This is a genomic window from Colwellia sp. MB02u-9, from assembly GCF_014077085.1.
In the GTDB taxonomy this organism is placed as follows: domain Bacteria; phylum Pseudomonadota; class Gammaproteobacteria; order Enterobacterales; family Alteromonadaceae; genus Cognaticolwellia.
The window spans coordinates 92127-114246 of the sequence record NZ_JACGVF010000073.1 but is presented as its reverse complement, the minus strand read 5'-3'; the positions used below and the strand labels follow the sequence as shown (position 1 = coordinate 114246).

The following is a 22120-nucleotide window of genomic DNA, read 5'->3' as shown; positions in this document are numbered from 1 at the left end:
GTATTTATTACTTTTAACTAATAAATTTCAAACAATACAGTCAAAAGCTAGCCTGAAGATGAATTAATGCCAAGTTGATCACTTTATTAGTTAGCTTGGCTAAGGATAGCGTTATCAAAATAGTGCTGAACTTGCTATGATAGGGTTATATTTTCGCTTTTTGATTTTACCTCGCTATGGATGTTTCTGAATTACTTGAGTCGTTGAACGATAAACAACGAGATGTTGTTGCTGCACCACTACAAAATATGCTGGTGCTTGCCGGTGCCGGTAGCGGTAAAACCCGGGTTTTAGTGCAACGTATTGCTTGGTTAATGAAGGTTGAACACGCATCTCCTCATAGTATTTTAGCGGTTACTTTTACCAATAAAGCGGCAGCTGAAATGCGAGCCCGTGTTGAACAAACCGTTGATGGTAATGTACAAGGCATGTGGGTGGGTACTTTTCATGGCTTAGCGCATCGTTTATTGCGTATGCATTTTCAAGAAGCGAAATTGCCACAAAGTTTTCAAGTGCTTGACTCAGACGATCAGCTACGCATGATTAAACGCATTGTGCGCTCGTTAGAACTTGATGAAAAACGCTGGCCTCCCAAACAATTTCTTTGGTATATCAATGGTAAAAAAGATGAAGGCTTACGCCCGCAACATATTGATGCCCAACATGACGTAACAGAAGAACTTTTTGTTAAAGTTTATCGGGTTTATCAAGACACTTGTGACCGTGCAGGCTTAGTCGACTTCGCCGAATTATTACTTCGCGCCCATGAGCTTTGGTTAAATAATCCAGAGCTATTACAGCATTATCAACAGCGCTTTGCTCATGTCTTAGTTGATGAGTTTCAAGACACTAACGCGATTCAATATGCTTGGTTAACCTTATTAGGTCAAAAAAGTGGCAAGGTCATGATTGTTGGTGACGACGATCAATCTATTTATGGCTGGCGTGGCGCAAAAATTGAAAATATCCAACGTTTTTTGCAAGACTTTGATGGCGCAAAAACGATTAAACTTGAGCAAAATTACCGTTCATCTGCCAATATTCTCAAGGCCGCTAATCAGCTGATTGACAACAATAATAATCGTCTAGGCAAAGATTTATGGACCGAAGATGATGCCGGTGAAAAAATATCTATTTATACTGCATTCAATGAGATAGATGAAGCACGTTTTATTGCCGGACGCATTGCTGATTGGCAAAAAGATGATGGCTCACTTGATGACGTGGCGATTTTATATCGCAGTAATGCGCAGTCACGTTTAATGGAAGAAGCCTTAATTCAAGCGAAATTACCTTACCGCATATATGGTGGTTTACGATTTTTTGAACGTCAAGAAATTAAAGATGCGCTGGCTTACTTACGCTTATTAAATAATCGTGATGACGATGCAGCCTTTGAACGTGTTATCAATACCCCAACCCGTGGCATTGGTAATCAAACCTTAAGTCTAGTCCGTGATGGCGCAAGAAACTTAGAATGTACCTTGTGGCAAGCCTGCCAACATATGGTGCAAAATAAGGAACTCAAAGGCCGAAGTGCCAAGGTTATTCAACAGTTTATCAATGTTATTGATCAGCTAGAAGACGACTCAAGCAAGTTAAATCTTGATCAGCAAGCCAACTATGTTATTCAACACTCAGGCTTAAAGGCGATGTATCAAGCCGAAAAAGGTGAGCGTGCCGAAGCTCGTATTGAAAACTTAAATGAGCTAGTGAACGCTTGTCAAACTTTTGAGGTTGACCCAGAGCTTGAAGAAGAACAAAGCCCACTTACCGCTTTTTTAACCCATGCAGCGCTAGAATCTGGTCAGTCACAAGCTGATGATCATGAACCTGCGGTACAGTTAATGACCATGCACTCGGCTAAAGGCTTAGAGTTTCCATTGGTTTTTATTGCCGGTTTAGAAGAAGGCATGTTTCCTTCGCAGCAGTCGGTTGAAGACCATGGTCGCTTAGAAGAAGAGCGACGTTTGTGCTATGTCGGTATGACCCGGGCAATGAAAAAATTATATTTATGCCATGCAGAAAGCCGTCGATTGTATGGTCAGGAAAAAAATCACAAGCCGAGTCGCTTTTTGAGAGAACTACCTGACGATTGTACAGAGGCAATTCGTCTGCAAAATCAAGTGAAGAAACCCGTCACAACAGGGAAATTTTCATCGGCCCTGACCCTAGAAACATTTGGTAATTCGGGCTTTAAACTCGGCCAAAATGTTCGTCATAAAAAGTTTGGTGATGGTGTGGTATTAAACTACGAAGGTAGTGGTCCGCAAAGTCGTATTCAAGTTAACTTTGCTGACGTGGGTTGCAAGTGGCTTGTTGTTGCTTATGCGAACTTAGAAACACTGTAAATTTCCAAGACAGTACACTGGCTAACCGTTGCAACGGGTTTAACATCTGTTGTAACGGCCTAACGCTAGCGCGGCGATTAACCCTGCTTTAAACACCTCTGGCAGATAAAAATTTCTAATCTGTCACACTTTTGCACTATTTCTTCTCGCTATGTTGTGGCTGTTTTTATCGCCTGTCTTCTCGCTTTTACTGAATCAAAACTAAATATCGCTAATGCGGTCCAGATGCAGGCGAACGTAATTAATTTAGCAAAATATAATGGCTCTTGGTAATAAAACGTTGCCAAAATAAACATGATGCTTGGGCCAATGTATTGAAAAAATCCTAAAGCCGTTAAGGTCATACGTTTTGTTGCAGCAGAAAAGCATAACAAGGGCGCAGTAGTAACAATGCCGGTACAAACCAAGAGCATATTTAATGACATATCATTGTCTAACATATTGGTTGTACTTGTTTTTAAAAACACTAACCAATAAATCAAGGCAATCGGTAACATCATCAGAGACTCGATCAGTAAGCCGACAAATGAGTCTAACGGCATGGTTTTACGTAATAAGCCATAAGTACCAAAAGTGGCAGCCAGTGCTAATGAAATCATCGGTAGTGACCCAACCATAAAGAGTTGAATCATCACACCTATAAAGGCGAGTCCAACGGCAAATAGCTGCCAAGGTCGCAAGCGTTCACCTAGAAATATAACCCCTAACGCCACACTGAAAAGTGGATTAATGTAATAGCCTAGGCTGGCATCAAGTAAATGGCCATTATTAACCGCCCAAATAAACATAAACCAATTCATGGCAAGCAGTGTCGCTGAAATGGTTAATCGCATGACTATTTTGGGCTGAGTAATAGTGGCAATAAAATTGCGCGATCTTTTGGTCAGCAGCACGACTAAGATTAATAAAACAGTTGACCAAACCACGCGATGTACTAAAATTTCATCGGCGTTAATATGGTCTATTAGTTTAAAATATAGTGGCGCGATACCCCACATAGTATAGGCACTAACGGCACTAATAATACCGCCACGTAAGGCGGTTTTTTCAGATATTGGCATGGAGTAAGTTATGAGTTAAGGTTGGTGAGATAATGACCATAATAGCATTATTGGGCTAAACAACCCATGTTAATACTCATGATGGCTGCTTTTATCCCACCATATAAGTGCCCGTGCCAAAGGCAATATGGTCACCTTTCTCGTTATGCATCTCCATGCGGGCAACTGCCACCTTACTGCCACTACGAATGATTTTCGCTGTCGCAATAAATTTTTCTCCCCGTCCGGGTCTTAAAAAATCGGTCCGTAAATCAATAGTGCTCAAACGACTTAAGCTTTGTGTAATTATTTCGGGTGATAATTCAGCTAACTGAGTGAGGATATTGGCGGCAGCAACAACGCTACCGGCCAGATCAAGCGCTGAAGCCGTAACGCCGCCATGCAGTATTTTTTGTTCCGGATTACCAATTAGCTTGTCGTCCCAGACAATACTAACAACTGACTCTTGGCTATTAAATTGGGTGATTTCTAAGCCCAATAGCTTGTTAAATGGCATGGCTTGGTTCCAATATTGAGCAAGCTGCATAAACGTCTCTTCATGTGTCATAAAGTTTCCTTTTGGTCCGATGAGATAAAAGAATAACAATAATTATGCTGATATTGAAAATAAATCTCCGCACAAAGCTGTTACTACGTTAAAATGTCGGTCGATTTCACCCAATGAAGACTGTCTGTTGCAAGCCACTTCCCCTACAACATTAACTGAAGCTCTTAAACATCATTTTGGTTATCAGAGCTTCCGTGCCGGCCAAGAAGACATTATTAATTATGCACTTCAGGGCCGTGACAGCTTAGTATTAATGCCCACCGGTGGCGGCAAATCAATGTGCTATCAGCTGCCAGCAACCTTAATGCCGGGTATCACTATTGTTGTTTCCCCCTTAATTGCATTAATGAAAGATCAAGTTGATGGCCTAGTTAACCAAGGGATATCAGCGGCTTATGTAAATTCCTCACTCGACAATGAGACCATTAACGATATATTTAGACGTTTAGGTCAAGGTGAAATAAAGCTACTTTATGTTGCCCCTGAACGGCTAAAAAATTATTATTTTATTCAAGGTTTATCACAACTCAACATAAGTTTATTTGCGATTGATGAAGCTCATTGTATATCGCAATGGGGACATGATTTTCGCCCCGCGTACACACAATTGCATCTGCTAAAGCAAAACTTTCCGCATGTGCCTGTGATGGCGTTAACCGCAACAGCGGATGTGACAACACGCCGAGATATTTTACAACAATTGGCTTTGCATGATCCCTACATTCACCTTGATAGTTTTGACCGACCTAATATTCGTTTTACCTTGGCAGATAAATATCAAGGTGAGCAACAAGTTATGGGTTATATCAACAAGCGTAAAGACGAATGTGGCATCATTTATTGCAATAGCCGTTGGCAAGTTGAAAAACTAGCGAAAAATTTAGCACAAACGGGCATTAATTGTGCGGCTTACCATGCCGGATTAGAGTCTGACATTCGTAATATTATTCAAGATAAATTCGCCAAAGATGATATTCAGATAGTGGTAGCAACAGTGGCTTTTGGGCTTGGCATTAATAAATCCAACGTCCGTTTTGTTATTCACTTTGAGCCCCCAAGAACAGTAGAGTCATACTATCAAGAAATAGGTCGTGCAGGGCGTGATGGCTTACCCGCAGAGGCGCTTTTTCTTTATGATGAAAAAGATGTTGAACGTATTAGCAAACGTATTGCAGAAGGTGAAAATGAACAACGCGTTAACGTTGAATTACAGCGTTTTCAAGCCATGCGAGGTTTTATTGATGCGCAAACCTGTCGGCGTAGAGTGGTATTAAACTACTTTGCCGAGTTTACTGAAAAAAGTTGCGGTAACTGTGATATTTGCTTGGATCCTCCGAGTCAATTTGACGCGACAAAAGCGGCACAAATGGTGCTTTCTTGTGTCTATAGAATTGAAGGCAATGGTGATATTGAGCATGTGGTGGCAGTTTTACGGGCTGAACTTAATGATAAAATTATTGCCTTGGGTCATGACAAAGTATCAACTTTTGGTATTGGCAGCGACAAAACGCCCAGCTATTGGTTTTCAATCGTACGGCAATTGATTCATTTAGGCTATTTACAACAAGATATCGCTGCTCAGTCGAACTTATGTCTAACACAAGCGTCCGGTGGGGTTTTAAAAGGACAACAGCCGCTGATGTTGGCCACGCCTCGTTTACAAAAAGCGAGCTATTGGCAAGGCAATAAACGCGATAAAGTCTACGATAGAGCCTTATTTGCTAAGCTAAGATCATTGCGTAAAGAAATAGCGAGTCTTGAAGACATAGCGCCGTTTATTGTCTTTAACGATGCCACATTAGCTGAATTGGCCAGAGTAAAACCTTTAACGTCAAGACAAATGCTTAATGTCAGTGGTATAGGTGACACTAAGCTTGCACGCTATGGTGAACCGTTTCTCTCTTTGATTAAACAGCACCAAAACTAAAACCTAAGCGAGAACAAGCGGCGAGAAAAGGCAGACACAAAAAAAGCGCCTAATAGCGCTTTTTTAACCTCAAAAATTAAGCTTATTTAAGGCTTGAGTAGTATGCTGAAATGTTAGCAATATCGTCGTCAGATAATGCCATCGCCATAGGGCCCATTACTGCGTTTTTACGTTGGCCTGATCTAAAGTTTTTTAATTGCTGAGCTAGGTAAGCTTCTTTTTGGCCGGCAAGGTTCGGATACATTGGAATAGCGGAAATACCCGCAGCACCATGACAAGCTGAACACATGGCAGTTTTTGCTTTGCCCGCAGCTGCGTCACCAGCGAATGCAGGTGAAGCCATCATAACAGTAGCAGCAATGGCTAAAGTAAATTTTTTCATAAATATTATCTCTCTTTGGTCAATAATTTTTAAAGGATCCTCAGTTGATTATATGTAAAAAGTATACTGTTGTCGTGGCTTTTTTTACGATCGTATCAGGATGAAAGTTTATCTAATATTTTGTGGCGCTAAGACAAGTTTTAAGCAACTGATTACGGTTAACTTAACTAAACTTAAACTAAGAAGAAAATGGTATGCAGATAAAAAATAATATAGAAATCATCAATGTTGAGGAAATAAATCCGAGTACTTTACAGCTTAGTTTTAATCTTGAATGGACAATGGATGATAAAACAGCCGTTATTGATCATGTTTTACTCAGTGTGTCGGCAACAGTGTTGGAGGTTTTACAAGGTGCAGACCTGTATTGTTTAAGAATAAAATATAGTAACTATGAGTTTTTACTCAACTTTGAAGAGTACAGTCATGCATGTTGGCTCGAGTGTATTACAGCGCAAGACCGCACTGGACTGCAGGAAATTAAGCTGCTGTTGTCATCAGGATCTTAGTAGACTTTCAATCGATATTATTTAATCACAGCATGATAGTAATTTAAAAATATAGGGTTAAAAATTAATGGAAAAAATCCTCATCAGTAGCTGCTTTTTAGGCAATAAAGTCAGATATGATGGTGGAGATAATTTATTAACTCACACCACGCTGACAGCTTGGAAAAAAGAGCAACGCTTGGTGGTTATTTGTCCGGAGTTAGCTGGCGGATTAACTACACCAAGAGCGCCCGCTGAGATTCGCATTATTGGCGAAAAAATAATCGTGAAAACTATTATGGGTCATGATGTCAGCCATGCTTTTGAACAAGGTGCTAATCAGGCGTTATTGCTCTGCCAAAAACATAATATTCGTTATGCACTATTAAAAGAATCTAGTCCGTCATGTGGCAGTTCCAGTATTTACAATGGCCAGTTCAATCAACAGAAGATACCGGGGCAAGGTGTTACCACTACTATCTTAAGAGCAAACGGCATAAAAGTATTTTCAGAGAAAAACCTCGCCGAACTCATTAGCGAGCTAACACTGAGTTAACTATTGGCGATACTAACGAAATTAGTTCGGCGATTAGCCTGCTGGTTAATCAGTGCACGGGTCTGGTTAATGATGTTATGAGCACTCGTGGCGACATTATAATCACTGACCCCCATACTGAGGGTTATTTGTGGCAAACGAGTACCTGATTTACTGCTGATAAATCTTAGCTTCTCTACACTTTGTCGAATTTTTTCAGCAATTTCGCCCGCCATGCTGCGTTCAACATCCGGCAGTAGGATCAAAAACTCATCGCCAGCCGATCTTATCGGTAAGCCACTTTCATCGACGTAACTGCTAATTTTATTAGCTATTTTTGTTAATAACACGTCACTGATCAGTGGCCCCAAACTTTCATTCATCTGAGAAAATTGATCGATATTAATGACTATCGCCGCCACCTGCTGATCAGGATCAGCAGAGCACCAAAGCTCTAAATGCTTTGCCATAGCTTTACGATTATATAATCTAGTTAAAGGGTCTAAATAAATTTCTTTTTTTACATCTTCTAATTCTGAGCGCAATGCCTCAGTTGACTGTTTTGAGACCAGTAATTGCTCAACAATTTTTTCTTGTGCAAGTTTGAACTCTTGAGTTGTTTGGCGGATTTTTTTAATCGCAATAAATATTTCGTCTTTATCCGTCGAGTTTAAACGCACCATATTATCATCTAATTGAGTCACTAATCGTTTTGTGCAAGAGGAAGACTGTTGACTATTGGCTTGTAAATCGATTAATACTTCATCAAGATCGTCAATTAACTCACCTCGAAAGGCACTTTGCACTAAAATATATTGGCTATATATTTGTTCTAAAAAGAAGTTATCAAGCTTTTTAACCGCGGCTAATTGTTTTTCAATGGCGGCATTAAGTGCTTTTGAATGTTTATTGAGGTAGCCGTAACTCACCGCGTAATTAATTGGCGTCGCTGCTATATGCCATAGCTGCAATTGCTTGATGGCGGCGTGCATTTTTTTTTCGGCTGTTACTATAGAATCATGGTACTTCATTATTCCAACCTTTGATCTACGGCATTCGCTAATAATAGCTGGAAAGCTATTCTGTAATAATTTTAGTGAAAATACCACAATAAAAAGTATTAAAAACAACAATAAAGCTAATTATACTGGTTTATTGTTCACTTAACTCGCAGCAGGTAAGCTATTAAAGGCTTATTTATAACTTAACTCTTTTGGTAATAAAGCGCTAGCCTTGTCTTTGTTCTATCTTAGCCGTCTATCGTGTTGTTTTTAATATAGTATTGCCTGCACAGATGTGTTTAATCAGCAACAATAATCTGTGCAACTCAGCCTTTGTCAACTGACACAAACAGCTATCTTGAGATGTTGTCGCAAGCCGTTAAGTTTTGTATATAAGCACAACAAGAAAATTATCCTGTCAGAGAAAACTTTTCTTTATAAATACTTATCTTTTGTTATGGTATTTAGTTATTGAGTTTCCTGTGTAAATTAATCTTTGAGATCTTGTCATGAAAGTATTTTCAATCACCCTATTTGTATTTTTTTTTGTTATGGCGTGTCAGTCACCCAAGCTTCAAGTGAGCTTAGTGAACCATGATCTTGCAGAGATCATTAAAGACTATCAGCGCTTTAATGATCTGCAAAGCCCATTTAATCAAGATATTGCTGGCGAAACTAACCGCCAATTACCTGATTTATCACCCGACACCCTTAAGCAGCAGCATCAAGCGTTACTTGCTATTGATCAACGTTTAGCGCAGGTTGCCGTTCAAGGTCTTCAGCAAGATGAGGTCATTAATCATGCGGTGTTGTCCTATACCATTAAAAATCAATTGGATAGTTATACCAACAAAGAACATTACATGCCGCTAACAGCGGAGTCAGGCTTTCATGTTTGGATCAGCCGTATAAAAAGCCAAGTAAGTTTTAAAACTGAACAAGATTATCGTGACTACCTCACTCGACTAGGCGCTTTAGCAAAATATTTTTCTCAGCAAATGTACTGGATGGATAAAGGCATTGAAGCGGGTATCACCCAACCTAAAATAGTCTTACAAGGTTTTGAAGAATCGATTCAAGCTTTTATAAAAACAGATGCGACATTAAGCAGCTATTATCAGCCATTTTTAACCCTACCGGCGTATTTCCCCCCAGCACTTAAATTGGAACTGCAAGCACAGGCCGCCGACATTATTTTAGGCAGTGTTATGCCAAGCTATCAAAAGTACTATGATTATATGGTGCAACATTACCAACCCAATGCGAGAAGCAATATTGCCGCTAGCTCTTTACCTAATGGCGAAAATTATTATCTAAATCGGTTACAGCATTACACTACTTTGCCGCTTTCCGTTGATGAAGTGCATAACACAGGTTTAGCCGAGGTGAAGCGGATCAGAGGCGAGATGGACAATATTATTCAGCAATTAAACTTTACCGGCAGCTTTGCTGATTTTGTCCATTTTTTGCGTACCGATAAACAATTTTATGCCACAAGCCCAGAAGGCTTGTTAAAAGAAGCTTCATTTATAGCGAAAAAAATGGATGCTCAATTACCTAAATTATTTAAAACCTTACCGCGCACACCTTACGGCGTTATTGAGGTGCCCGCTAACATTGCCCCTAAATACACCACGGGACGATACTCTGGACCATCACGAGATGATCAGGCCGGTAACTATTGGGTCAACACTTATCGCTTAGACCGTCGACCCTTATATGTTTTAGAGGCGTTAACCTTACATGAAGCGGTCCCCGGTCATCATCTACAAGGCTCCATTGCCCGAGAAATGCAAAATGTGCCTAAATTTAGAAATAATACTTATATCTCAGCGTTTGGCGAAGGTTGGGGGCTTTATTCTGAGTATTTGGGCCTAGAAGTGGGCTTTTATAAAAGCCCTTATAGTAACTTTGGCCGATTAACTTATGAAATGTGGCGAGCTTGTCGACTGGTGGTTGATACGGGCATGCATGCGAAGGGTTGGAGCCGCGAGCGAGCGATGAACTATTTAGCGAATAACACGGCATTATCACTGCACAACGTTAAAACTGAAATTGACCGCTATATTTCTTGGCCGGGCCAAGCCTTGTCTTATAAAATGGGTGAATTAACCATTAAAAAGCTTCGTAAAATGGCTGAGCAAGCCTTAGGTCAAGACTTTGATTTGAGAGAGTTTCATGATCAAGTGTTGAAAAATGGCTCGATGCCCTTATCCATGTTAGAAAATGTGATGATTGCATATGTTGCCAACAAAAAGGCTAAACAGCAGGAAGAGCTATCAAGCGTAAATTAATCCGCAACAAAAGATAACATAGCAGACACAGTTTCTAGAGATTGTGATGACGAAGTGATAGTTTAAGATAAGCTATGCTTGTATCTACATTGGGCCGTTTCGGCGCTTTTATTCGTCATTTCTCGTCTCGGATTTTTACTGGCTTTGTGCTTATTTTGAGCTTTATAACGTCAAGTGCGATTATAGCTAAGCTACTTTATTTGATATTCAGACAAGCTAGGAAGGTTTTTATAGGCGCCAGTATTATGCCCATTTCATTAAGTGATTAGCCAAGCGAATAAAGCGACAAGCCGAGCACAAAATTGCCACAAAGCTAGGCTTGCATTTGAACTATGACATGGTATAAATTTTAACCTTGAAAGATAAACAGTCTCTCACCCAGAATAGGAAGTCAAGGTTCAATGAAACGAATGCTGTTGGGTATTTTAATAAATTTTTGCCTTTTGCTTACGGCTCAAGCCGACTCAATAAGCAAGGATAAAAACTATCGGCAATTGCTTGATGCTTATTATCTGCAAGATAAAGAGGTATTGATTAGTCAAGATGTGGCTGACGTTGCACAAGCCGTGGTAAATAACCCAGATCAATACAGTCATAATAGGGTTGCCAAGGCATTTTCCTTGTTGTCAGATGTTGCCTTTAATCGCGGTGACTTGTCAGTAGCATTGCAATTTGCCCAATATGGTAGCGAAACAGAGCCGACTGATGTCGATTTACAATTAGACTTATTATTGAAAATTGCCCGTGGTTATTATGCTCAAGGCAAATATATTCAGTTAAGAGAAACCTCACAAACAGCGGCATGGTTGGCTGATCAAGCCAGTAATATGAATTATCATTTGCAGGCACTGGCTTATTCAGTGGTGGCTTATGCCTTAAATGATGACTACGCTTTGGCAGTAAAAGCGTTAACTAAAGTGGAAAGTATACTGAGCCAGCACCAGCAAAGTGTTGACCAGATCACCCTCTTAGAAATTATTGCTGAAGCGCATTTTTATTTATCAGAATATAACAACGCGGTAGAATTGCTTAATCACGTATTACAATTACGTACAACTATGTCAAGAACAGCAGGTATTGCCCGCAGCTATCATTTAGTGGCGAATGCCTATTACCAATTACAGCAATATGATGACGCTTATAATGCTTTTTGGCAGTCGCTACAATTTGCCAAGCAGTATAATTTACCTATTCGCGCCGCCTATGCAGAACTTGGTTTAGGGCAAGTGCTGTATCAACAGCAGCAGTTTACGTTGGCAGAAGTGCGCTTGCTAAATGCCCACGCAGTTTTTAATCAGCATAACTTAGTACGGTTTAATTTATCGGCGAAAATTGCTTTAGTAAGAGTGCTGTATGCTTTAGATAAGCCTACAGAAGCTGATACTATGCTGCTCTCTGCTCAGTCTTTAGCCGAAAATGTCGTCTTGTCGCCGCAACAAATAGTTTTGTTTTTATTGCTCACAGACTACTACAGCGAACAAAAGCTATTTGAGCAGGCAATCGAGACACAAAAGCATTATCTCACCCTGTATCAAGCATTGTATCCAAATGTCAGTGTAAAAAATTCATTAGCGGCCATCGCTACATCGGCCAGTAATAAAGCCAAAAAATTAGCCTTGAATTTAGCGGAACAAAGCCAACTGAGTTTAGCGTTTAGTGAGAAGTATCATCGCCAACAGCTATGGATTATATTGCTTGCTAGCATGCTAAGTTGTAGCTTACTTTTTATTATTTATTGCTTTTTTCAAGCGTATCGCAAACAGCTTAATCATAATTACGATGAAATAGAGTTGCCCCAAACTCATTTAACCCAAGCGGTGCAAACTAAACGTTGGTATCAACAGCAATATAAAATGGCAAGAAAGTATCAATATAATATTTCAGTCGCCTATTTAAAAGTTGAAAACTGGCAAGAGCTCAGTTTTCGCTTTAACCGTAAAGTGTTGGCTGATGTTAGCCAGGTACTGGCCACTATTATTAACGAAAATCTTGATGCAGAAGACTATGCGGGTGTTATTAGTGATGGGGAATACTTGTTTTTGTGTCCACATCAAACGCCGGAGCAAGTACTGATTAAATTTACCCGTATAAAGCAGGCAATAAAAACCCGGTTTTTTGCTAACTTAGGCGATTATTCCGTTAACGTTATTTTTTCAATTGCAGCACCCAGTATTCAGGATATTGATCCCTATGTTTTTCTTTCTCGATTGAGTGAGTGTGCTGATATTGAAAAATAGCAGGATAGGAATGATACTTGCTGGCGGTAGAAGTTAATTTAATAAATGCTATTAGCAGATCATTACGCATTTATTTTTAATCCCAACAAAAAAGCCACTTTTAAGAGCCGCTATTGGATATTTGGATAACGGTTTGAACTAGGCTCTAATGACAATACTGGGCAAGGTACTAATTTCACCATCATCAGCAATCGTTGCGGCATTATTATCACATAACAAAATGGCGATATTGCCAGATTTACTATGACGAATAAAAGATAGGTCATAGCCAAATTGTGCCAGACTATTGGTGGCAAATTTTTGTGCCAGCGACAATTTATCCCACAAGTTTGATTGCTGCGGCGTATATTGACGTCTTTCTAGTAATGCTTCTCGTTCAAAAACTGCGTGCACAATAGCCTCTTTTTTTACATTCTTACGATACATTGTTGCGATACATTACTACGACATAATATTATAAATATCATGTCTCTATTGATAAAAACATAGCTTAGATGATAACAACATAGCTGAGATTTTTGTCAATATCAATAGTTAAGTTGTTACTACTTGCTAACCATTTTGTTAATGGCCTGAGATGATTTATTACTAATATTGTTTCAAAAGTGCGGGTTTAAAAATTTAGTACGTTATGTTTAAAGCTATAGCAGGTTATAATGCTTTTAATTGGTCACGATTAATTAGAGTTATATTTTTATGAGTCAGGTATTAAAAGATCTTTCTACGTTGTTGAAACTAGAAGTAATAGAGCAAGGTATTTATCGCGGTGAAAGCCAGGATTTAGGCTTTAAAGCCTTATTTGGTGGCCAAGTGATGGGGCAAGCATTGTCAGCAGCACAAGAGACTGTGGCAGTAACTCATAATGTGCACTCATTCCATTCCTATTTTTTAAGACCGGGCGATGCCACTAAACCTGTGGTTTACCAAGTAGAAAATATTCGTGATGGCCGCAGTTTTAGCACTCGACGTGTCAACGCTATTCAAAATGGTCAGGCTATTTTTTACATGACCGCCTCATTTCAACAGCATGAGCAGGGTTTTGATCACCAAGATGTTATGCCACTGGTGCCGGGTCCTGAAGAGTTAAAGTCATATACAGATTTTATTTTCGACCATCAAGCGTCTATTCCAGAAGAAATCCGTGGTAAATTTTTATCTGAAAAACCGATCGAAACAAGACCAGTGGAGCAGTATAACTGGCTAAAACCAGAAAGAACGGACGCTAAGTGTCATATGTGGATAAAGTCTAATGGTAACTTACCTGATGATCTTCGTATCCATACCTATTTATTAGCTTATTCTTCAGACTTTTCTTTTTTGCCAACGGCTTTATTTCCACATGGTGTAAGCTACTGGCAGCCAAATTTTCAACTGGCCACGATAGATCACTCCATGTGGTTTCACCGCCCATTTCGTATAGATGAATGGCTACTTTACTGTATTGATAGCCCGTCAGCGAGTAGTGGCCGTGGCCTAGTAAGAGGACAAATATTTAACCGTGCAGGTTTATTAGTTGCCTCAACTATGCAAGAAGGCGTTATGCGTCAGCGTTAGCCTTGGCGTTATGCGTTAGCTTTAGCATTTTGCCAGTCGTAGCCACTGGGGTGTTGAAACACTCTTAAATCAAAAAGTGGCGCGGCAGCATATAAATGGTCGAATATATCTGCTTGTATCGCTTCATAATTAACCCAATCTTGATCGCTACTGAAAAAGTATAACTCCAGCGGCAAGCCAACCTCTGTTGCGTGTAGTTGCCTGACCATACAGGTCATCTCATGATGCACCTTAGGATGTTGTTTTAAATAAGCGTTGATGTAAGCTCGAAAGGTGCCAATATTGGTTAACTGTCGAGTGTTTATTATGGCGGCAGTATTGGCATTACCTGTGACTTCTTGTGCCGCTTGTTGGCGAATTTCAGTTTGCTTGTCAGCAAGGTAGCCCGCAATTAGTTGAACTGACTTTAACGTTTCAAGCTGTTCTGAGTTATAAAATTTAATACTACTAAGATCAATAACAATAGCGCGTTTAATTCTTCTACCGCCTGAATTTAGCATACCGCGCCAGTTTTTAAATGAGTCGCTAGTTAATGCATAAGTAGGCACTGTTGTAACGGTATTATCAAAATTCTTCACTTTTACTGTGTTTAACCCTATCTCAATAACATCGCCATCAGCGCCATATTTGGGTAACTCAATCCAATCGCCCGGGGCGACCATTTTGTTAGCTGAAATTTGAATACTCGCCACTAAACCTTTAATCGTATCTTGAAATACTAAAATTAACACCGCAGTTAACGCACCTAAACCACTGAGTAAGTAGAGTGGTGAACGGTCTAATAGTAGCGAAGTTGCCAGTATTGTTGCCACTAAATACACCACAAGTTTAATCACTTGCAAGGTTGAGTTTAATGGTAAATAGCGTTCGCTAGCTTTTTGTTGATAAAGACTATTGATCACATTGAGTAATGCACTAATGCTGCGCGCAACCTGAAAGCAAATGCCAACTTTTGCAAATACCATGAGAACAACGGCAAGCAAAGACTCTGCCTCTAAGAAAAATGGCGTCAGTAATAACAATAAGACAAAAGGCACCAGCAAGGAGATACGTGAAAATACTTGATGATCAAATAAGTGATCATCCCAAGTATTTTTTGATGTGCTAATTAATTTATGAATAACCGCAAGTACATAGTTTTTCGCAATATAAAAACTAACACTGCAGAATAGTAAAATTAACAAACAACCAATAACAACACTACTTAAGGTTATGTATGGCGCCTGAATACCTTGTTCAGTTAACCATGAGGTGATTATAACCTGCATTACATATCCTTCTTAGCTTGTGCTTCAAGTTGGAGCATTTTTTTATCTTTATCAAGCCAAAGTTGGTTAACCCACTTTTGAAACTGAATTTTATAAGCCCGATCATTAACATAATCCCCCTTGAGTGACTCATCAATATCTTGAGTTTCAATGGCAATATTTATCTGTTTAATTTTTCCTGACAAAAAATCAAACAATTTTGGTGTGCCATCAGGATAGTAAATAGTGACGTTAACCACTTTACTTAGATTACCTTTCATTGCTTGCAGGACAAAACCAATACCGCCCGCTTTTGGTTTTAATAGTCGTTGAAAAGGCGAGTGCTGTTGTTGATGTTTCTCTGCTGTAAAGCGTGTGCCTTCTATAAAATTCATCACACTCACGGGTTTGTGTTTAAATTTTTCACAAGCCTTTTTTGTCGTGTCGATATCCTTACCTATTAGGTGCGGGTTTTTCTTTAAAAAATGTTGGCTATAACGTTTCATAAAAGGAAAATCGAGCGCCCACCAAGCCAAGCCCAGCAAAGGGACATAAATTAACTCTTTCTTTAAAAAAAACTTTAAGAAGGGTATTTTACCGTGTAAAACGCGTTGTAATACTAGGATATCAATCCAGCTCTGATGATTACTAATCACCAGGTACCAGTCTTTCATTTTTAACTTTTCTAAACCCGTGACATTTATTTTTGTTTTGGTGAATACTTTTTGAATAAAGGTATTGCAGAGCACCCAATTGCTCGCCAACTGATCCAGTAAATAACTGAAGAATTTTTGCCATTGACTCAAGGGCACTAATGCCTTTAGTAGCGAGCATATAAGTATGGGTATAAGCCAGAGTATAGTGTTGGCAATATACAAAATAACAGAGATACAGCCAATAACTGGGCCAGGTAAAAAATGTAACATATAAAAAACCAAAACTTTCAAGATGATAATTACTGCTTATAATCTTAATGGGTTTTAGTCTTATTTTCAGTAAAAATCGTTAAAAACTTATGTGATAGGCGACAAAAAACTTAGGTTGGCTTTATTTGTCGTGCAGCTTGAAATGGTAATGAAAGCTAAAAAAATGATATTTGTCATTAGTTTTTCAACGTAAGGTTGACGCTAGCTTCAATACTCCTTGGTGTTAGCATAGAACAAGCTAGTTGGCTAAAAACGCATCATAAATTTATTACTACGGGTTTTTTCCGAGTAAATGACAATTTTAACATAGCAAAATAATGGTTTAAGAGAGCTAATGCTATAAAGCATGAGAAAATAGCAGATATAGATATAAATTAATTGCATATCAACTACTTTTCAAGGCAAGCTAAGCAAATACAAAATAGGGGGTTATCATGAAGTTTAAACGTGTGGTGATAAAGGTTGGCAGTGCTTTAGTGGCTCCAGATGCCAATGGCTGTAGCGGTAAATATATCCTTGGTATTGCTCGCTTTATTACTCAATGCCAGCAAGCAGGTAAAGAAGTTATTTTGGTTTCATCTGGCAGTGTTGCCGCGGGCAGAAGTTTGATTGTGCACGGCTCTCCCAACCCCTCAATTCCTACTAAACAGGCAATGGCTGCTGTTGGACAAATGAAAATGATGGCAAATTGGCAACGTTTTTTTGATGTGCCATGCAGTCAGCTCTTGATAACTCATGGCGATTTAAAAGATCGCCAACGTTATATTAATATTAAAAACACCTTAAGAATATTACTAGCCAATGGCATTATTCCTATTGTTAACGAAAACGATACCGTGGCCACAGAAGAGTTAAAAGTCGGTGATAATGATAACTTAGCGGCATTAGTTGCCTTAGTCAGTGAAGCAGACAGTTTATTTATTTTAAGTGATGTTGATGGTGTTTTTGAAGCAGATCCCCGCTTAAATCCACAAGCTAAATTAATTCCTGTTATCGCCAAAATTGACGAGGCAGTTTATGCCATGGCTGGCGCCACCAACAATCCTTTGGCTACCGGCGGCATGAAAACAAAAATTCAAGCGGCAGAAAAAGCGGTAGAAAATGGTATTGACACTTATATCTTAAACGGCAGTCGTGGCGAAGTATTTGAACAAATTTTACGTGGTGATAACCCAGGTACGCACTTTATCGCTCAACAAGGTGCAACACGGGCCCGTAAACATTGGTTGAAGCACACCTTAAAAAGTAATGGCAAGGTGTTATTAGACGCTGGCGCTGTCAGTGCGTTAACCAAGCAAGGAGCCTCTTTGTTACCATCCGGAGTGGCTGAGGTTAGCGGCGACTTTCAAGCCGGCGACTGTATTGATATTTATGATGCTAAAAATGCTCAACAGATCGCCAAAGGTATCAGCCAATATAATGCGCGAGATTTACAGCGAATTAAAGGCAGTAAAAGTGACAATATTGCGGCTTTGCTTGGTTGTTGTCCCAGTAAGGTGGTTATTCACCGTGACGATATGGTGGTGTTAAGCGCAGAACAATAGGATATTTTAGGTGAGATCAAAATAAGGGTCAAAGACCCTTATTTAATCGTTATTCGCTTTTAACTGCTAATGCATATTACTCAGCAATATACGAACAGCAATAGTCGGTTAATTCACTTACTTTAACATCAAAGGATGCATTGGCAGGCACATTGAAGGCTTGATTGGCGGTAATGGTTTGCCACGTATCACTGCCTGGCAATAGTACACTAAGCGTACCTTGTTGAATTTCCATTAGTTCTTTTTCTGCAGTGGCAAAAGTATATTCACCCGGCATCATAATGCCTAAGGTTTTAGTCGAGCCATCTGCAAAAGTGACTTTTCTGCTCGTCACTTGGCCATCAAAATAAATACTGGCCACTGATGAAATACTGACGTTATTAAATTGTGTCATTAATCTTCCCTTTTATTCTTACTAAAACAGCACGTTCGCGCTGGATAAAAAAAGCGGTGTTGCCAATTGTGCCAACACCGCTGGTAATAAATACGTTAACTATTAACTATTCGCTTCAACTATTCGCTTCATATCAGTCATGTAGCCGCGTAATTCTTTACCAATAGCTTCTACACCATGGCTGCGAATAGCGTCGTTAACTTCGATTAAACGCGCGTTATCAACACCATTAGAGCTAGATTTTAAACCTTCACCCAATTCTTCTAAGCTTAATTTGCTCGCAAAGCCTTCCAATAAAGGTACAGCAGCGTGCGAGAATAGGTAGTTACCGTACTCTGCCGTATCAGAAATAACCACGTTCATTTCGTATAACATGTTGCGGGCGATAGTGTTAGCAATTAACGGCGTTTCATGTAGCGACTCGTAGTATGCAGAAGCATTGATAATGCCTGAGTCAACCATAGCATCAAAGGCTAATTCAACACCCGCTTTTACCATAGCGACAACGAAAATACCTTTGTCGTAATATTCTTGCTCAGAAATTTCAGTATCACATGTGGGTGCTTTTTCAAAAGACGTTTCAGCGGTTTCTTCACGCCATTTTAATAGGTTAGCATCACCGTTGTCCCAGTCTGCCATCATACCGGCAGAGAAACGACCTTCGATGATGTCATCCATATGCTTTTGGAATAAAGGACGTAAAATCTCTTTTAATTCTAACGACATATCAAAGGCTTTAATTTTAGCTGGGTTAGATAAACGGTCCATCATGTTAGTAATGCCGCCATACTTTAAGCCTTCAGTAACCCCTTCGATGCCGTATTGTAATAATTTACGTGCATAACCTGCTTCAACACCCTGAGCCAACAATTGCTTGTGACCTAAAATAGCGGCTGTTTGCAACATACCACATAGGATAGTTTGTTCGCCCATCAGATCTGATTTAACTTCTGCAATGAATGAAGAGGCTAAAACACCGGCGCGATCGCCACCCGTTGCTGAAGCATAGGCTTTTGCGATAGCCCAACCATTACCTTGAGGATCGTTCTCAGGATGAACAGCGATAAGTGTTGGCACACCAAAACCACGTTTGTATTCTTCACGCACTTCAGTACCAGGACATTTAGGGGCAACCATCACCACAGTAATGTCAGAGCGAATCTGCATGCCTTCTTCAACAATGTTGAAACCGTGAGAGTAAGCTAAAGAAGAACCTTCTTTCATCAGTGGCATAACGGCACTAACCGCTGACGTATGTTGCTTATCTGGTGTAAGATTTAACACTAAATCGGCTTGTGGAATTAATTCTTGATAAGTGCCTACAGTAAAACCATTGTCGCTTGCCCACTGATAAGATTGACGTTTTTCTGCAATGGCAGCATCACGTAAGGCATAAGAGATGTTTAAACCGGAGTCGCGCATATTCAGGCCTTGGTTAAGGCCTTGAGCGCCACAACCAACAATAACAATATTCCAATCTTTAATGAAATTACAACCATCACTAAACTCTTCACGATTCATGAAGCGACATTTACCTAACTGTGCTAGTTTTTCGCGTAAACTCAATGTATTGAAATAATTAGCCATTTTGCTCTCCTGTACTTGGTTATTGACCAAGAAAATTAGTTAAGTGGTCAATTTGTTGACCTTAGCGCTATCATAGCGAAAATATATCGTTGCTTAAAATGATATATTTGCATTGCAGTGTTGCAATATTTGCAATACAGTTTCTCAACGCTATTTACCTTTAAGGATTTTTGTGGAATTAAAGTCATTGCGGATGTTTGTTGATTTAGCGAAATCATTACATTTTGGCAAAACCGCTGAACTTCATCACGTCAGCCCTTCAACATTAAGCCGAGTAGTCCAGCGCTTAGAGCTTGAACTCGGCAGTGCATTATTACACCGAGATAACCGCACTGTGGTGTTAAGTGAGGCAGGGAAACAGTTTTTACAATTTGCTGAGCAACAACTTGAGCAGTGGCAGTTACTACAGCTTTCACTAAATCAAAAACAAGCAGAATTACAAGGCAAGTTGCATATTTATTGTTCTGTCACCGCCGCCTATAGTCACTTGCCACCATTACTTGAACGTTTTCGACAACAGCACCCGCTGGTTGAAATTATGCTAACAACGGGTGACGCCGCCGACGCATTAGAGCAAGTTGAAAAGCAAGCGGTTGATTTTGCCATTGCCGCTAAACCTGAGCAGCTGTCGCGCATTTTTACTTTTCACCATCTGGCAAAAATACCCTTATCAGTAATTGCGCCCACTATGGTGTGTCAAGTTCAGCAGCAAATTCAGCACGACTTTGTTTGGTCTGACATACCGATTATTTTGCCCGAGCACGGCCCAGCACGAAAACGTTTTGAATATTGGTTTCGTAAGAAACAACAAGGTAAAGCCTATATTTACGCCACGGTTTCTGGTCATGAAGCCTTGGTCAGTATGGTGGCTTTAGGGTGTGGTGTCGGTATTGTGCCAAGAGTGGTAGTAGAAAATAGTCCGGTGAAAGACCGAGTGCAATATTTAGCCGATGTCGGTGAAATTGAGCCCTTTGACCTAGGTATTTGCTGTTTAAACCAGAGCAAGGAAAAACCGCTGATTCAGGCATTTTTTGATGCGATAAAATAACATCATCATATAAAAATAAATTCAGTGATTGTATTATTGGTTTTTGATCTCGTGAGACAAATTTTATAAGGAAATAATAACAATGTTCAAGTTGAGATGTTTATGCCTAGGTTTTTTATGTTTTTTTTCACCTCTCTCTTTCTCTGGGGTCACCGAATGGATCGATTTTAAGTTAGTTGATGGCCATGTCAAAATTCCAGTCGTCGTATCAGGTATTGACGGTTACGCCATACTTGACACCGGAGCACAAATTAATAGTATTAATAGTGCCTTTATGCAAAAAAATGGCCTTGAATTTAATACAGGAACAAAAATTAAAGTGCAGGGGGTTTATGACACTGAAACCAGAAAAACTTATAATAACGTGCCGGTTAATTTACTGGGCGCAGATTTTTCGTTGGATAATGTCGTTGAGAGTTTTATCGGTCATCATAGTAATCAGTTATTGCTCGGCGCTGGTTTTTTCAGCAACTTTGTTGTGCAACTTGATTACCCCAAGAAAAAAATACGGCTAATTACCCATGACGCAATTGACATGCAAAAACTCGCCAACGTGAAAATGAAATTTGACAAATATTCACGACAACCTATTGTCAATGTGCGACTTAATAATGAGAAGTCTGTCTGGTTAGTCCTAGATACCGGTAATTCTGGAGGGCTAATGTTAAAAAGATCAACAGCCGAGCATTTTGATTGGTTGAGTAAGTTTGAGATAAAGAGTGGCATCTCTAATGGCATCAATGCTGCAGGTATTCATCAAGTATTTCGCCTGCCAGTCATCAAAATTGGCCCCTATGAATTAGAAAATGTACTCACTAGTGTGCCCGGTAAAAACCAATCCGCTAACCTTTCTTCTCAAGGTAGTCAGCTTGGCAGCCGTATAAAAGGGAAAAGCATTAAAGGATTACTGGGTTATGATGTACTTAAACATTTCATTGTTACCCTTGATTACAAAGGTGGCCATATGCACATCGTTGCACCTTAAAGATTAAAAATG

At 39.6% G+C, this 22120-nt stretch carries 19 protein-coding genes; 10 read left to right on the top strand and 9 right to left on the bottom strand.

Features of this window, described 5'->3' with window-relative positions:
* The first annotated feature begins 176 nt into the window (after nt 1-176).
* Complete coding sequence (uvrD, locus tag H4J65_RS05550; protein ID WP_182137163.1) at nt 177-2351, top strand: DNA helicase II; 2175 nt, start codon at nt 177-179, stop codon at nt 2349-2351.
* Between the two features lie 149 nt (nt 2352-2500).
* Here uvrD and rarD read toward each other — a convergent pair whose 3' ends face one another.
* Both rarD and H4J65_RS05540 read right to left on the bottom strand, forming a co-directional pair.
* On the bottom strand, nt 2501-3412 hold the full coding sequence (gene rarD, locus H4J65_RS05545) for an EamA family transporter RarD (RefSeq protein WP_182137162.1): 912 nt from the start codon (nt 3410-3412) through the stop codon (nt 2501-2503).
* A 91-nt stretch (nt 3413-3503) separates the two neighbouring features.
* Complete coding sequence (locus H4J65_RS05540; protein WP_182137161.1) at nt 3504-3959, bottom strand: thioesterase family protein; 456 nt, start codon at nt 3957-3959, stop codon at nt 3504-3506.
* A gap of 124 nt (nt 3960-4083) precedes the next feature.
* Here H4J65_RS05540 and recQ point away from each other — a divergent pair, with 124 nt between their 5' ends.
* Nucleotides 4084-5886 (top strand): DNA helicase RecQ, encoded by a 1803-nt coding sequence (gene recQ, locus H4J65_RS05535; protein ID WP_404851939.1) that lies wholly within the window; start codon nt 4084-4086, stop codon nt 5884-5886.
* Nucleotides 5887-5968: 82 nt separating this feature from the next.
* On the opposite strand, the gene H4J65_RS05530 is transcribed toward recQ, so the two are convergent.
* Nucleotides 5969-6268, bottom strand: coding sequence for a cytochrome c (locus H4J65_RS05530; RefSeq protein ID WP_182137159.1), 300 nt, complete (start codon nt 6266-6268; stop codon nt 5969-5971).
* Between the two features lie 194 nt (nt 6269-6462).
* On the opposite strand from H4J65_RS05530, the gene H4J65_RS05525 reads away from it, so the two are divergent.
* Nucleotides 6463-6777 carry a DUF3630 family protein gene (locus tag H4J65_RS05525; RefSeq protein ID WP_182196480.1) on the top strand — a complete coding sequence of 105 codons (315 nt, stop codon included), beginning with the start codon at nt 6463-6465 and terminating at the stop codon, nt 6775-6777.
* Nucleotides 6778-6844: 67 nt separating this feature from the next.
* A complete protein-coding gene (locus tag H4J65_RS05520; RefSeq protein WP_182196476.1) occupies nt 6845-7312 on the top strand; it encodes a DUF523 domain-containing protein in 468 nt (155 codons plus the stop codon).
* Here H4J65_RS05520 and H4J65_RS05515 read toward each other — a convergent pair.
* Nucleotides 7309-8322 carry a GGDEF domain-containing protein gene (locus H4J65_RS05515; RefSeq protein ID WP_182196471.1) on the bottom strand — a complete coding sequence of 338 codons (1014 nt, stop codon included), beginning with the start codon at nt 8320-8322 and terminating at the stop codon, nt 7309-7311. The two genes, H4J65_RS05520 and H4J65_RS05515, sit on opposite strands and share 4 nt — an antisense overlap.
* Nucleotides 8323-8801: 479 nt before the next feature.
* Between H4J65_RS05515 and H4J65_RS05510 the strand changes: the two genes are divergently transcribed.
* Both H4J65_RS05510 and H4J65_RS05505 read left to right on the top strand, forming a co-directional pair.
* Nucleotides 8802-10586 carry a DUF885 family protein gene (locus H4J65_RS05510; RefSeq protein ID WP_220465100.1) on the top strand — a complete coding sequence of 595 codons (1785 nt, stop codon included), beginning with the start codon at nt 8802-8804 and terminating at the stop codon, nt 10584-10586.
* Between the two features lie 401 nt (nt 10587-10987).
* Nucleotides 10988-12823, top strand: a complete 1836-nt coding sequence (locus H4J65_RS05505; protein ID WP_182196468.1) for a tetratricopeptide repeat protein — start codon at nt 10988-10990, stop codon at nt 12821-12823.
* Between the two features lie 138 nt (nt 12824-12961).
* Here the strand turns inward: H4J65_RS05505 and H4J65_RS05500 are convergent, their stop codons facing one another.
* Complete coding sequence (locus tag H4J65_RS05500) at nt 12962-13216, bottom strand: hypothetical protein (protein WP_310649813.1); 255 nt, start codon at nt 13214-13216, stop codon at nt 12962-12964.
* A gap of 303 nt (nt 13217-13519) precedes the next feature.
* On the opposite strand from H4J65_RS05500, the gene tesB reads away from it, so the two are divergent.
* Nucleotides 13520-14377 (top strand): acyl-CoA thioesterase II, encoded by an 858-nt coding sequence (tesB, locus tag H4J65_RS05495; protein ID WP_182137154.1) that lies wholly within the window; start codon nt 13520-13522, stop codon nt 14375-14377.
* An 8-nt stretch (nt 14378-14385) separates the two neighbouring features.
* Here the strand turns inward: tesB and H4J65_RS05490 are convergent, their stop codons facing one another.
* On the bottom strand, nt 14386-15645 hold the full coding sequence (locus H4J65_RS05490; RefSeq protein WP_182196464.1) for a mechanosensitive ion channel family protein: 1260 nt from the start codon (nt 15643-15645) through the stop codon (nt 14386-14388).
* Complete coding sequence (locus H4J65_RS05485; protein ID WP_182137152.1) at nt 15645-16550, bottom strand: acyltransferase; 906 nt, start codon at nt 16548-16550, stop codon at nt 15645-15647. Before H4J65_RS05485 ends, H4J65_RS05490 begins: the two co-directional genes overlap by 1 nt.
* Before the next feature lie 434 nt (nt 16551-16984).
* Here H4J65_RS05485 and proB point away from each other — a divergent pair, with 434 nt between their 5' ends.
* Nucleotides 16985-18094 carry a glutamate 5-kinase gene (proB, locus tag H4J65_RS05480; RefSeq protein WP_182186474.1) on the top strand — a complete coding sequence of 370 codons (1110 nt, stop codon included), beginning with the start codon at nt 16985-16987 and terminating at the stop codon, nt 18092-18094.
* Between the two features lie 76 nt (nt 18095-18170).
* Here the strand turns inward: proB and H4J65_RS05475 are convergent, their stop codons facing one another.
* Both H4J65_RS05475 and ilvC read right to left on the bottom strand, forming a co-directional pair.
* The gene (locus H4J65_RS05475; RefSeq protein ID WP_182137150.1) at nt 18171-18488 is read right to left on the bottom strand and encodes a pyrimidine/purine nucleoside phosphorylase; all 318 of its coding nucleotides are present in this window, start codon (nt 18486-18488) and stop codon (nt 18171-18173) included.
* 102 nt (nt 18489-18590) lie between these two features.
* On the bottom strand, nt 18591-20075 hold the full coding sequence (gene ilvC, locus H4J65_RS05470; RefSeq protein WP_182196460.1) for a ketol-acid reductoisomerase: 1485 nt from the start codon (nt 20073-20075) through the stop codon (nt 18591-18593).
* A 172-nt stretch (nt 20076-20247) separates the two neighbouring features.
* Between ilvC and ilvY the strand changes: the two genes are divergently transcribed.
* Together ilvY and H4J65_RS05460 are read left to right on the top strand one after the other, a co-directional pair.
* On the top strand, nt 20248-21123 hold the full coding sequence (ilvY, locus tag H4J65_RS05465) for an HTH-type transcriptional activator IlvY (protein ID WP_182186476.1): 876 nt from the start codon (nt 20248-20250) through the stop codon (nt 21121-21123).
* A gap of 82 nt (nt 21124-21205) precedes the next feature.
* Entirely contained in the window at nt 21206-22108 is a 903-nt protein-coding gene (locus tag H4J65_RS05460; RefSeq protein ID WP_259367537.1) for an aspartyl protease family protein, read from the top strand.
* Nucleotides 22109-22120: the final 12 nt, after the last annotated feature.